The following is a 12352-nucleotide window of genomic DNA, read 5'->3' as shown; positions in this document are numbered from 1 at the left end:
GTGGATCGACGTCGGGCAAACGGAAGAGCCCTTCCGCAACGGATCTCCCTGACGGCAGGATCTGATGTGAACCCGCAAGACCACGACCCTTGACCGATTGTGCCATCCAAGGATCAATCAACGGCCGATAGAGTCGGCGTCCTTGCTTCCCACCCGGCCTTTGCGGCGCTGTCCGGGGAGGTGCTGGCGTCGCTCGCCGGGCATTTCACGGAGGCGCCGTACGGCCCGGGCGAGGTGATCGTCCGCGAGGGCGACCCCGGGGACCGGCTGTTCCTGATCGCCGCGGGAACCGTCGTCGTCCACTCCGCCGACCGCAAGCGGTCGGTGTTCATGAAATCGCTGGGGCCGGGCGACATGTTCGGCGAAATGGCGCTGCTCGAGCCGGACGGCCGGCGCAACGCCACCGTCACCGCGACCGGCCCGGTTCGGGTTCTCAGCCTGCCGGGAGCGGTCTTCGTCGAAGCGCTCGAGACCGAAAGCGGGCTGCGCGACGCGGTGCTCCGGCTGCGCGACAGCATCCTCCGATTCCGGTTCCTGCGCATGGCCAGCCCGTTCGGCGCGCTGGAACCGGGGATGCTCGACGCGCTGTCGGCGCGGATGACACGAACACCCTTCACGGCCGGCGACGAACTGATCCGGCAGGGCGATGCCGGCGACTTCGCCCTGCTGATCGCCGAGGGCGAGGTGGAGGTGGTCCGGCGCGACGACGGGGACGACCGCCGGCTCGCCACGCTCGGCGTCGGCGCCATGCTGGGCGAGGCGGCGATCCTCACCGGCGAGGTCCGCAACGCCACGGTCCGCGCGCTCAAGGACGGCAGCGCCTTCCGGATCGACCGCGACGCCCTGCTGGAGATGTTCGAGCACGACCGGCGCATCGGCCTGCAGGCGATCCAGTTGCTGCGTCTGCGTGAACGGCCCCGGCAGGCGCCGAATGTGGAGGTGCACGAGCGGCGGGCCGCGGACGGCGACACCCTGCACATCCTGAAACGGACGGACACCGGCGCCTTCTTCCAGCTGTCGGAGAGCGGCCGGCGGCTGTGGGAAAAGCTCGACGGCGAGGCGACGATGCGCGACATCGCGATCGCCCACATGCTCGCGACCAAGACCTTCGCACCACAGGTGGTGGCCGACACCATCGCCGCCCTCACCGCCGCCGGCTTCGTCGAGGTCCAGAGCGTGACCCCGGATGTCTCCGGGCGGCTCGCCGGCCGGACCACCGGCGGCAGCGTCGGCGGCAGAGCGCCGCGCCGGATCGCCGCCGCCCTGCAGCGGATCTTCGTCTGGCACTGGGATCTCGGTTCCGGCGACCGGCTGATCGGGCGGCTCTACGATCGCGGCGGGCATCTCGCCTATCGCGCCGTCGGCCTGACGATCATCGCCGCGATCATCCTCGGCGGGACTGCGGTCGTTGCCTTCGCCGGCCCGGAGGCGCGGACGGCGATGGAGGGCGGCTGGACCGAGGGCCGGCTGTGGCTGGTGGTGCCGATGATCTACGCCAGCATCGTCCTGCACGAACTCGGCCACGCCCTATCGGTGAAGCACTACGGGCGCGAGGTTCTCGGCGCCGGCCTCGGCTGCCAGGGGCCGTTCGTCTTCGCCTACGTCAACACCAGCGACATGTGGCTGGAGGGGCGGGTGCCCCGGCTGGTCGTCGACGCCTCCGGCATGGTGGTGAACATGATCCTCGCCGGCTTGGCCGGGCTCGGCCTGCTGGTCGCCGAGGACCCGGCGACGGTCGCGGTGCTGTGGCTGTTCGCCGTGTTCTCCTGGCAGATCGTCCTGGTCAACCTGAACCCGTTCTTCGACCTGGACGGCTACTACCTGCTGTCCGACTGGCTGGACCGTCCGAACCTGCGGGAAAAGTCGTTCCGGCGGTTCCTTGACCTGGTCCGGTCCGGGGACCTGACGATCGCCCGCCGGCATCCGGTGGAGATCGCCTACACGGCCTTCACCCTGGTCTACGTATCAGCCATGGGCGTCGTGCTGTTTCTCGTCTATCGACCGTTGCTCGCCGCCTGGTTCGGTGACGCCGTACCGGCCCTGCCGGCGACGCTGGGCGCGCTGGCCGTCGCCCTGCTCTGGTATGCGAGCAGCGCCGCCTTCCTGTCCCGGAGCGTGAGGTTCGCCCTGGCAGCGTCCCGTAACCGGCCGGCGGCCCGGACATGACCGCCGCACCCGACGCCGACACCGCGAGGCTGGACGACCCGGCATTCGCCGAGGCGCTGACAGCGTGGATCGACGACCTCGCCGACGGGCTCGCCCGCAGCGCGGGACAGCGCGACATGCTGCGGCTCGCGCGGGCCGAGCTGGCGGTCAAGGAGCGGGGCAGCCGCGAGGTCTGCGGATTCTCGCTCTTCGCCACCCTGCCGGTCGCGATCTTCGAGGCGGTGGCCCCGGGCCGGCCGGTGCCGATTGCCCTGCCGGCCGCCTCGGCCCTGTCCTTCCTGGCGCTCGACGTCCTCGACGACCTGGCCGACGGCGACTGGCCGGCGCATTGGGGCGACCGGCGACCGGCGGAGATGGAGCTGACCGGGGCGCTGATCCTCTCGGTGCTGGTCCCCGAGGCGCTGGCGCGCGCGACCGGGGATCCGGCTCTGCTGGCCGCGCTCGGCCGCATCCATCGCCGGTCGCTGCTGCGCATGGCCGACGGCCAGCGCGAGGATCTTGCCGCGCCCGGGCCCTCCTCCTGGGACATGGTCACCGCCCGCCGGGTGCTGACCGCCGGCGGCCCGGACCAGGCGTCGGGATACGCCGAGATGGCGGCGGTGCTGGCCGGCGCCGGTCCGGAAATCGTGCGGCACCTCGCCGGCTACGCCCACCACCTCGTCGGCGCCCTGACCCTGTGGAGTGACCTCGCCGACCTGCTGAGCCCGGAGGGAGGCGACCTGAAGCAGGGCAAGCGCAAGGTGCCGCGGGCCGCCCATGTCAATGCGCTGGCGGCTTCGGAGCGGCCGGCCTTCCTCGCCCGCCTGGAGGCGGCACGGACGTCGGAGGTTGAGCGTGAAGCCCTCCGCCAGGAGCTTCGCGCCAGCCCGGCCGTGGCTGCGGTGATGGCATACCGGAACATCGACCTGGCGATGGCGCGGGCCGCCTTGAACAGGGCCGAGCTCCCGGATCCGCGAAACCTCGCGGGCTTCATCGAGTCCCTTGCCGGTCCCGGCCAGCGACGAGCCGGTTCACACAGGTGAAAATCCGCAAGGCCGGCCTGGCTCGATCGCTATGCGCTCCTAGCGCAGCGTGATCTCGGCGGTCCCACCGTCCTCCAATGGCACCGCCAGGCGGCCCGGCGCGACGACCCGGATCCGGTCGGTCACCCGGCCCGGCAAGCCGTGCGAGCCCAGCACCCGCAGCCCGCCCGCGAAGCCGACGAGCACGACGCGGCGACGTGCCAGGTCCGGCAACGCCAGGTCGGCGGCAGCGTCGCCGTCGACGTCCACGACGGCCGCCAGCGACAGCACCCGCGAGCCGATGGCGTGGGTCGAGTAGCCGGCCGCCGGGCCGGCAATCCGGGCCAAGCGCTCGCCACGCAGTTCCAGGAGTTCCAGCACGCCCGACAGATGCGGCGTCCGCACCACCGCTATCCGCGGGACGCCGTCGCCGAGAAAGTCCGCGATGGCGGCGATCGACAGCCAGCGGTTGGCACTGCCGATCGGCGCGGTCGCCGCGATCTCGACCAGGGCTCCGTCACGGATCCCGTAGACCGCGACAGCCGCGCCCGACGCCAGGTCCGAGCGGATGGCAACGACCTCGTTGCGGCCGTCCCCGTCCAGGTCGGCCAGTCGCGGCGTGATGTCCTCGAACACCCGGCTGACCGGCAGGACGTGCTCGTGCCGACGGCCCTCCGGGTCGACCGCGACCAGGCTGCCGCCCTCGATCGCGTCGCCCAGCACGCCATGGCCGTAGCGCCCGGTCGGGCGCTCGTACCAGGCCCGGACCACGCCCTGCCCGGCGGCCTCGGCGATCCCGCCGTCCGGCAGCCGCTCGGCCGTCGCCTGGCCGGGTCCGGCCAGGACGGCGAGGCCGAACGCGGCCAGTCCCGCCAGCGCCGTGCGCCGCACTACTTGGTGCCGTACATCCGATCGCCGGCGTCGCCCAGGCCCGGCATGATGTAGCCGTGGTCGTTCAGCTCGCGGTCGATCGCGGCGGTGAACACCGGCACGTCGGGGTGCGCCTTGGTGAAGGTGGCGATGCCCTCCGGGGCGGCCAGCAGGCACACGAACTTTATGCGGGTGGCGCCGGCGTCCTTGATGCGCTGGACGGCGGCCGCCGCCGAGTTGCCGGTCGCCAGCATCGGGTCGACGGCGATGCACGGCCGGTCGCCGATGTGCTCGGGCAGCTTCATGTAGTACTCGACCGGCTCGAGCGACTGCGGATCGCGGTACAGCCCGACATGGCCGACCCGGGCCGACGGCACCAGGTCGAGCATGCCGTCGAGCAGGCCGTTGCCGGCGCGCAGGATCGACACGAAGCACAGCTTCTTGCCCTCCAGCTTCGGCGCCTGCATGCGCTCCAGCGGGGTGTCGATCTCGACCATGCTGCATTCCAGGTCGCGCAGCACCTCATAAGCCAGCAGCAGACTGATCTCGCGCAGCAGCTGGCGGAACTTCGAGGTCGCCGTGGTCGCCTCGCGCATGATCGTCAGCTTGTGCCGGATCAGCGGATGGTCGACGACGGTCGTGTTCTTGTACTCCATCGACGCGGCCTCACAGGGGGACGGGGTGGGCCGACCATGTCTCCGCCGTTCCACGCTGGCAAGAGGCTGTCGGTGGCCCTGGCCAACCGTCTGAAAACGGGGACTTCAGCCCGACGGAGCCGCGGCGACTCGCCCGGAGCGGCGTGGCGGCAGGCCGAGGCCGCGCAGGATGATCGCCGTGACGGTGCCGACCGCCAGCCGGTAGTCGGCCTCCTCCAGGCGGTCGACGCCGAGCACGGCGGTGACCTGCGGCGAGAAGTCGGCATAGGTCTGGGTCATCGCCCAGATCGCGAAGAACACATGCTCGGGCGACAGGTCCGCCATCATCCCGCGGCGCTGCCAGACCCGGAACACCGCGCCCTGGCGCTCCACCCAGTCGCGCAGGGCGCCACGCAGATACTCGCCGATCACCGGCGCGCCGGTGATGAGTTCCATGGCGAACACCCGCGACCCCTCGGGGCGTTCGCGCGACAGCGCCATCTTGCGCTCGACGTATCCGGTCAGTGCGTCGGCCGGGTCGTCGTCGACGCTGATCTCGCCCAGGGCCGCCAGCCAGGCCTCGAGGATGTCCGAGACGACCGCGTGGTAGAGCGCCTGCTTGCTCTTGAAGTAATAAAGTAAGTTTGCCTTCGGAAGCATTGATTCTTTTGCAATTTCATCCAGCGTCGCCCCCTGGTATCCGCGGCGGGCGAAGACCCGCTCGGCGGCCGTCAGGATGCGGCGGCGGTTGCGTTCGCCGATGCGGCCGCGGCGCCGGGACGACGACGCCGGCATGACGCCGGCGTCGGAGGAACTCACTTCGGTCATGCCTCAAGAATAGGCATCGAACCGGTCCGGCCGAAACCCCGTATCAGCCGTCGGCCCGGCCGAACGCCGCCGCGGTCCCGGCCGCCAGCCTCGCCATCAACGCCGACGCCGGGCCACGACCGGCCAGCCGCACGCCCTGGCCGGCCCACAGCGACAGGCAGTCGGCCTTGCCCTGCCCGCCGGCCGCGGTGCGCATCGGCCGCGTCAGGGCGTTCTGCAGCGGGAAGCCCAGGATGTCGCCCGGCCCGGCCCCGGCCTCGACGATCTCCATGAAGCGGTTGACGATGCCGCGCGCCGGCCGGCCCGAAAATGCCCGGGTCACCCGGGTTTGATGCTCGGCAGCGGCGAGGATGGCCGCCTTGTAGGCCTCCGGCACCCCGGCCTCGTCGCAGGTCAGGAAGGCGGTGCCCATCTGGACCGCCTGCGCCCCCAGCACCAGGGCGGCGGCGATGCCGCGGCCGTCCATGATGCCGCCGGAAGCGATCACCGGCACCGACACCGCGTCGACCACCTGCGGGACCAGCGCCATCGTGCCGACCACCCCGGCCCCGAGGTCGCCCAGGAAGGTGCCGCGGTGGCCGCCGGCCTCGCCGCCCTGGGCGACGATGGCGTCGACGCCCGAGCGTTCCAGCGCCACCGCCTCGTCGACCGAGGTGGCGGTGCCGATCAGCGTCATGCCGCGCGCCCTGGCCGCCTGCATCGCCGGCTCCGGCAGCAGGCCCATGGTGAAGCTGAGCGACGACGCGCCGGTCTCCAGCAGCGCCGCCAGCCGGTCCTCGAAATCGTCGGCGGCCGATGCCGGAACCGACGGCGCCTCCAGCCCGAGTTCGGCGAAGAACGGCGCCACCCGCGCCACCGCGGCCTCGGGATCGGGCGGCAGCACCGGCGCCGGCTGGGGCGCGAACAGGTTGACCCCGAACGCCCGGTTGGTGCGGGCACGGACCGCCCGGGCGACCTCTCCGATCCTCTCGAGCGGCAGGTACTGGGCGCCGAGGAAGCCGATGCCGCCGGCCTCGGCCACCGCGGCGACCAGCGCCGGGGTGTCGCCGCCGCCGGCCATCGGCGCCTGGATGATCGGATGCGCGAGCCCGAGGGTCTGCATCAGCGGGGTGCGGACGGGCATGGCCGGCTCCTGTCTCTGTCGCGGGACTCGAAGCTAGGCGGCCCAGAGCATCCGGGAAAACGGTTTGTCGAGATGGTATCCATCGCTGCCGGCGATGGCCCGCCCGCCGGCCCCTATTCCGCCGCCGCCGCGCGCCGCTCCGGCCGCGCCCGCTCCAGGAACGCCGCCAGCGCGCTCGACAGCCGGGTATCGGCGCGCCGCACGAACACCGTCTCGACCGCCGCCTCGGCCGCCGGCAGGTCGTGCACCGCCACCCGGCCGTCCTGCCAGACCGGCCCGATCAGGCCGCGCGGCAGCAGGGTGACCCCGAGCCCCGCCGCGACCGCGCCGAAGATCGCCTCCAAGGTTCCGAACTCCAGCATCCGGTAGCCGACCGCGCCGCGCGCCGCCAGGATCGCCTCCAGCCGCTGGCGGTAGGAGCAGCCGGCCCGCAGCACCACGATCCGCAGGTCGCGCCGGTCTGCCAGCGCCTCGGGCGAATGCACCGACGGCGCCGTCAGCAGGGCCAGCCGCTCGCGGAACACCGGCTGTCCGACCAGATCCGGATGCGCCACCGGCCCGCACACGAAGGCGCCCTCGACCCGGCGCGCCAGCACCGCCGCCACCATCTCGGCCGTGGTGCCGGTGCGCAGGGTCAGGTCGACTCCGGGGAACGCCCTGGCATAGCCGGCCAGCACCGGCGACAGGTGCAGGGCGGCCGTCGTCTCCAGCGACCCGAGCACCAGGGCGCCGCGCGGCGTCCCGTCGTCGCGCGCCGCCGCCGCCGCCTCGCCCAGCAGCGCTGCGATCCGATGGGCGTAGGGCAGCAGCCTTGCCCCGGCGTCGGTCAGGTCGACGCCGCGGCTGTGCCGGCGGAACAGCGGTTCCCCCAGTTCGTCCTCGAGCCCCCGGATGCGGGCGGTGACGTTGGACTGCACGGTGTTCAGGTCGGCCGCGGCCCGGCTCATCCCGCCGCAACGGGCGACCGCCTCGAACACGCGGAGGTCGGAGGCATCCATGGCACACCCCATCGCTGAGAGAGATGGATCATGCCACGGGCCGGTGCCTGGTGGAATATCAACGCCCTGCCGCCGTCAGCAGCCAGTCGCGGACCAGGACGACGGCCAGGCGGTCCTCGGCTTCCGTCGAGGCGAGCAGCCAGTAGGCCATGGCGGTCACCGCGAAGCCCGGCAGCGGTGCCGCCAGGCGGCCGTCGCGGCGCTCCTCCTCGGTCAGCACGTCGCTCTCCAGGACCACGCCGAGGCCCTTGGCCGCGGCGTCGATCGCCACATCCGACGGGTCCAGCTCCATCGCCGGGCCGGCGCGGCCCGGGTCGATGCCGTGCCGCCGGAACCACTGGGCCCAGGACAGCCCGTTGCCGCGCGTGCCGATCAGCGGCAGCGCCAGCAGGTCGGCCGGCGTGCGGATGCCGGCCGCCAGGGCCGGCGCGCACAGCGGCTGCAGCGCCTCGTCGAGCAGCGGCCGCGCCGACCGGCTCCATGCACGGGCGTCGCCGTAGACGATCATCAGGTCGACGCCGGCCGCCCCGGGCCGCTGGTCCTTCTCGGCATTGACCCGGATGTCGATGCCCGGCTCGGCCGCCAGCAAGGCCGGCAGCCGCGGCAGCAGCCAGCGCCCGGCGAAGGAGGGCGGGGTCTGGACCCGCACCACCTCGGCACGCCGGCCGGCGCGGCGGCGGACCATGCGCTCGGTGGCGCGACGCAGCTGCTCGAAGCCGTCGCGGATCCCGGCGAAGTACTCGGCGCCGTCGGCCGACAGCGACACGCCGCGGCCGACCCGCTCGAACAGGGTCACGCCGAGCCCGGCCTCCAGCGCCCGCACCTGGTGGCTGACCGCCGACGGGGTCAGGGCGAGTTCCTCGGCGGCGGCGCGGAAGCTCCCGAGACGGGCGGCGGCCTCGAACACCACGAGCGCGCGCAACGGCAGGCTGGATCCGGACATGCCGCAAGAATGGTGAACCCAGCTCACCTGTCCAGCGAGTTCTTTGCGCTTGCCCGGACGCCCCGCCGGTCGCCTGATGATGCGGCCAACCGGAGGATGCCGCCATGAACGACGCCGCGCCCACCCGCACCCCATCGGCCCGCACCAACGACAGCTTCTGGGCCCGCGCCAACCGGCACCTGATGCGCTATGGCGGCGACTTCGTGCCGTTCGTGCCGGTGCGCGCCGAGGGCGCGTTCCTGTATGACGCCGACGGCCGCCGCGTGCTCGACTTCACCTCCGGCCAGATGAGCGCGATCCTCGGCCACTGCCACCCGGAGATCGTGGCGACCGTGCGCGACCATGTCGGTCGGCTCGACCACCTGTTCTCCTCGATGATCTCGGCCCCGGTGGTCGACCTGGCCGAAGCGCTGGCCGGCCTGGTCCCCGCGCTGCCGAAGTCGATGCTGCTGTCGACCGGCGGCGAGGCCAACGAGGCCGCGATCCGGATCGCCAAGCTGGTGACCGGCAAGTGGGAGGTGGTCGGCTTCGCGCAGTCCTGGCACGGCATGACCGGGGCAGCCGCCTCGGCGACCTACAAGGCCGGGCGCCGCGGCATCGGCCCGCTGATGCCCGGCTCCTACGCGATTCCCGCCCCGAACCCCTACCGGCCGCGCTTCCCCGGCGTCGACTGGCGCCAGGAGCTCGACGACTCCTTCGACCTGCTGGACCGCCAGTCCACCGGCAACCTGGCCGCCTTCATCGCCGAGCCGATCCTCAGCTCCGGCGGCGTGCTCGACCTGCCGCCGGGCTATCTGGCGGCGCTCAAGGCGCACTGTGCGGCGCGCGGGATGCTGCTGATCCTGGACGAGGCGCAGACCGGCATCGGCCGGACCGGCCAAACCTTCGCCTTCGAACGCGACGGCGTGGTTCCGGACATCCTGACCCTGTCTAAGACCCTGGGGGCCGGGCTGCCGCTGTCGGCCGTGATGACCTCCGAGGCGATCGCCGACGCCGCCGAGAAGCGCGACTTCCTGTTCTACACCACCCATGTCAACGACCCGCTGCCGGCGGCGGTCGGCGTGACCGTGCTGGAGGTGGTCGCGCGCGACCGGCTGGCCGAGCGGGCGGCGGCGGCCGGCCAGCGGCTGAGGGACGGCCTGCTCGCCCTGCAGCAGCGCCATCCCTGCATCGGCGACGTGCGCGGCCGCGGCCTGCTCCTCGGCCTGGAGTTCGCCGACCACGGCGGCATGGCGGCCTCGGCGATCTCCGACGCCGTCACCGACATGGCCCTGGTGGTCGGGCTGTCCGCCAACATCGTGCGGGCCGGCAGCTCCGGCGGCACCATGCGGATCGCCCCGCCGCTGACCGTGACCGACGAGGAGATCGACCTGGGCGTCGAGCTGCTGGAGGCGGCGATCGGGCGGGTGACCGGCTGAGGACCGGACGGACGCCGGTCCTCCTCCTGTCGTCATTCCGGACCGGATCGCCGGAGGCGGGACGGCGCCGGAATGACGAAGAATGGGGGAACCCGGCCGGTCTTACCGCGAGATCCGACCTCCTTTCCGTCATCCCGGAGGGGCTGCGCGAGCGGCCGGCTCCGGGACCCACGAGGTGACGGGCGTTGCGAATGACCTTAGGCAGCACGCATTTTCGGGATGTGTGAACACCGTAGGTCGCTGCATGGGTTCCGGCTCGGCCGCGCGAGTGCGCGCCCGTCCGGAATGACGCCAGAGAGAGGGGGTGCCGTCCGCTTCAGGGGAGTGACATGGACACGCAGTCCACCGGCGGCGATGCTCATCGCTGACCCGACCGACGAGATCCGGCACGGACCATGACCGATACGCCACCCCTCCTCGAGCACGTCGTCCCCGCCACCACCGTCTGGAGCCGGGTGATCCGGGCCGGCGAGACCCTGCGGATCGTCGACATCGCGGGCCGGCAGGCGGTCGACTTCCTGTGCTACGACGCCGTCGACCCGGGCGACCGCTACAACGCCACCAACACGCTGAAGGTCCAGGGCTCGGCGTTCATCGGGCTCGGCACGGTGTTGTACGCCGACAGCGGCAAGCCGCTGCTGCGGGTCACGGGCGACAGCCTCGGCCGGCACGACACCATCTACGGCTGCTGCAGCGAGGCCAACAACCGGCTGCGCTACGGCGTGGCCGGCACCCACAGCTGCTACGCCAACTTCGAGAGCGAGCTGGCCAAGCACGGCCTGGACCGAAGCGCCATCGTCGCCAACGTGAACTTCTTCATGCAGGTGCCGGTCGAGGCGGACGGCACGCTCGGCGTCGCCGCCGACGTCTCGCCGCCAGGCAGCCATGTCGACCTGCTGGCCGAGTCCGACGCCCTGGTCGTGCTGTCGGCCTGCCCGCAGATGCTGAACCCGTGCAACGGCTATAACCCGACGCCGGTACGGGTGATCGTGACCGCCGCCGGGTAGCTTGCGGCTACTGCCGGACGTAGTGCAGGCCGGCGAAGCGCGCCCGCAGCGCGGCGGTGCGCGGCGCCACGGTCTCCGGCGCGTTGGCCCGCAGGGTCTCGGCGATCAGCGCCGCGATCGCCGGGGCGTCGGCCGGCGTCACGCCGCGGCGCACCAGTTCCGGGGTGCCGATCCGCAGGCCGTTGAGGTCGCCCGGCACCTCGGCGATCGGCAGGCCGATGCCGCAGGCCAGGAACCCGCCCTTGCGCAGGGTCTTCGAGGCCGCCTGGCCGCCGCCGAAGGCCGCCGCCTCGATCGCGAACTGGTGCGACCGGGTGATCCCGCGGTCGGCCGCGAACACCGGCAGGCCGAGGGCCAGCAGCTCGCGGGCCAGGGCGCCCGACAGCTCGACCATCGCCCTCGCGTAGGCCGCACCGTGCTCGCGCCAGTCCAGCAGGGTGATCGCCAGCGCCGCCGACTTGGCGGCATCGAAATTGGCCGTCATCCCCGGGAAGGCGATGGCGTCCAGCCGCTCGGCGATCGCCGCGTCGTTCGTCACGATCAGGCCGCCGGCCGGACCGCCCAGGCTCTTGTAGGTGCTCATGGTCATCAGGTGGGCGCCCTCGGCCAGCGGGTTCGGCCAGGCACCGCCGGCGATGATGCCGCACTGGTGGGCGGCGTCGAACAGCACCTTCGCCCCGACCTCGTCGGCGATCGCCCGCACCGCACGGACCGGGTGCGGGAACAGGTTCAGGCTGCCGCCGACGGTGATCAGCTTCGGGCGCACCTGCAGGGCCAGGTCGCGCAGCCGGTCCAGGTCGACGGTATAGCCGTCGGCGTTCACCGGAGCGGGATGGGTGTGCAGCCCGTACAGCCCGGCGCAGCCGTCGGCGTGATGGGTGACGTGGCCGCCGACGCTGGCCGGCGGCGCGACGATCGCGTCGCCCGGCTTCGCCAGCGCCATGAAGCCGTACAGGTTGGCGAGCGCGCCGGAGCCGACCCGGATCTCAGCATGGGTGGCGCCGAACACCTCGGCCGCCAGCTCGGCGGCGATCACCTCGATCTCCTCGATCGCCTCCAGCCCCATCTCGTACTTGTCGCCCGGGTAGCCGAGCGACGGCCGGCTGCCGAGCCCCCGCGACAGGGCCGCCTCGGCAGCCGGGTTCATCACGTTGGTCGCCGGGTTGAGATTGAAGCAGTCGCGGTCGTGGATCTCCAGGTTGCGGCGGATCAGCGCCTCGATGCGCTCGTCCACCGCGGCGCCGCTCGCGCTGGCGGTCCGGCCGGCGATCGACTGCACGAGATCCTCGCAGGCGGCGGGAACCCAGGGGCGGCGGGCGAGCTGGTGCATGGCGGTCTCCTTGTCCGGCGACAGGGAAGCCGC

Annotated in this window: 11 protein-coding genes; 4 read left to right on the top strand and 7 right to left on the bottom strand. The window is 72.6% G+C overall.

Translation table 11 applies throughout. The features are described 5' to 3' along the window. Nucleotides 1-180 precede the first annotated feature (180 nt). Both RIC31_RS03960 and RIC31_RS03955 read left to right on the top strand, forming a co-directional pair. Nucleotides 181-2166, top strand: coding sequence for a cyclic nucleotide-binding domain-containing protein (locus tag RIC31_RS03960; protein WP_350103279.1), 1986 nt, complete (start codon nt 181-183; stop codon nt 2164-2166). Further along, a complete protein-coding gene (locus RIC31_RS03955) occupies nt 2163-3188 on the top strand; it encodes a polyprenyl synthetase family protein (protein WP_350103278.1) in 1026 nt (341 codons plus the stop codon). Before RIC31_RS03960 ends, RIC31_RS03955 begins: the two co-directional genes overlap by 4 nt. 39 nt (nt 3189-3227) lie before the next feature. Here the strand turns inward: RIC31_RS03955 and RIC31_RS03950 are convergent, their stop codons facing one another. The 6 genes from RIC31_RS03950 to RIC31_RS03925 form a co-directional block, all read right to left on the bottom strand. Next, nucleotides 3228-4058: an FG-GAP repeat domain-containing protein gene (locus RIC31_RS03950; RefSeq protein ID WP_350103277.1), complete on the bottom strand. Its 831-nt coding sequence runs from the start codon at nt 4056-4058 to the stop codon at nt 3228-3230. Next, nucleotides 4058-4693, bottom strand: a complete 636-nt coding sequence (gene upp / locus RIC31_RS03945; protein WP_350103275.1) for a uracil phosphoribosyltransferase — start codon at nt 4691-4693, stop codon at nt 4058-4060. The genes RIC31_RS03950 and upp overlap by 1 nt, the downstream gene beginning before the upstream one ends. A 105-nt stretch (nt 4694-4798) precedes the next feature. Further along, on the bottom strand, nt 4799-5467 hold the full coding sequence (locus RIC31_RS03940; RefSeq protein WP_350103332.1) for a TetR/AcrR family transcriptional regulator: 669 nt from the start codon (nt 5465-5467) through the stop codon (nt 4799-4801). A 76-nt stretch (nt 5468-5543) separates the two neighbouring features. Next, nucleotides 5544-6623: an NAD(P)H-dependent flavin oxidoreductase gene (locus tag RIC31_RS03935; protein ID WP_350103273.1), complete on the bottom strand. Its 1080-nt coding sequence runs from the start codon at nt 6621-6623 to the stop codon at nt 5544-5546. Nucleotides 6624-6736: 113 nt separating this feature from the next. After that, on the bottom strand, nt 6737-7621 hold the full coding sequence (locus RIC31_RS03930) for a LysR family transcriptional regulator (protein WP_350103272.1): 885 nt from the start codon (nt 7619-7621) through the stop codon (nt 6737-6739). A 58-nt stretch (nt 7622-7679) separates the two neighbouring features. Continuing rightward, complete coding sequence (locus RIC31_RS03925; protein WP_350103271.1) at nt 7680-8564, bottom strand: LysR substrate-binding domain-containing protein; 885 nt, start codon at nt 8562-8564, stop codon at nt 7680-7682. Between the two features lie 104 nt (nt 8565-8668). Here RIC31_RS03925 and RIC31_RS03920 point away from each other — a divergent pair, with 104 nt between their 5' ends. Both RIC31_RS03920 and RIC31_RS03915 read left to right on the top strand, forming a co-directional pair. Next, entirely contained in the window at nt 8669-9982 is a 1314-nt protein-coding gene (locus RIC31_RS03920; RefSeq protein WP_350103269.1) for an aspartate aminotransferase family protein, read from the top strand. Between the two features lie 395 nt (nt 9983-10377). Next, nucleotides 10378-10989 (top strand): DUF1989 domain-containing protein, encoded by a 612-nt coding sequence (locus RIC31_RS03915; protein WP_350103268.1) that lies wholly within the window; start codon nt 10378-10380, stop codon nt 10987-10989. Nucleotides 10990-10996: 7 nt separating this feature from the next. On the opposite strand, the gene glyA is transcribed toward RIC31_RS03915, so the two are convergent. Next, entirely contained in the window at nt 10997-12319 is a 1323-nt protein-coding gene (gene glyA / locus RIC31_RS03910) for a serine hydroxymethyltransferase (RefSeq protein WP_350103267.1), read from the bottom strand. Nucleotides 12320-12352: the final 33 nt, after the last annotated feature.

This window comes from Thalassobaculum sp. (genome assembly GCF_040219615.1).
Taxonomy (GTDB): Bacteria; Pseudomonadota; Alphaproteobacteria; order Thalassobaculales; family Thalassobaculaceae; genus Thalassobaculum_A.
The sequence above is the reverse complement of the archived record's forward strand: the minus strand, read 5'-3'. Positions and strand labels throughout refer to the sequence as shown.

Excerpts from the sequence above, each read along its gene's own strand:
- glyA (WP_350103267.1), bottom strand. The coding sequence starts at position 12,319 with ATGCACCAGCTCGCCCGCCGCCCCTGGGTTCCCGCCGCCTGCGAGGAT.
- RIC31_RS03940 (WP_350103332.1), bottom strand. The coding sequence starts at position 5,467 with ATGCCGGCGTCGTCGTCCCGGCGCCGCGGCCGCATCGGCGAACGCAAC.
- RIC31_RS03920 (WP_350103269.1), top strand. The coding sequence starts at position 8,669 with ATGAACGACGCCGCGCCCACCCGCACCCCATCGGCCCGCACCAACGAC.
- RIC31_RS03955 (WP_350103278.1), top strand. The coding sequence starts at position 2,163 with ATGACCGCCGCACCCGACGCCGACACCGCGAGGCTGGACGACCCGGCA.
- upp (WP_350103275.1), bottom strand. The coding sequence starts at position 4,693 with ATGGAGTACAAGAACACGACCGTCGTCGACCATCCGCTGATCCGGCAC.
- RIC31_RS03935 (WP_350103273.1), bottom strand. The coding sequence starts at position 6,623 with ATGCCCGTCCGCACCCCGCTGATGCAGACCCTCGGGCTCGCGCATCCG.
- RIC31_RS03925 (WP_350103271.1), bottom strand. The coding sequence starts at position 8,564 with ATGTCCGGATCCAGCCTGCCGTTGCGCGCGCTCGTGGTGTTCGAGGCC.
- RIC31_RS03930 (WP_350103272.1), bottom strand. The coding sequence starts at position 7,621 with ATGGATGCCTCCGACCTCCGCGTGTTCGAGGCGGTCGCCCGTTGCGGC.
- RIC31_RS03915 (WP_350103268.1), top strand. The coding sequence starts at position 10,378 with ATGACCGATACGCCACCCCTCCTCGAGCACGTCGTCCCCGCCACCACC.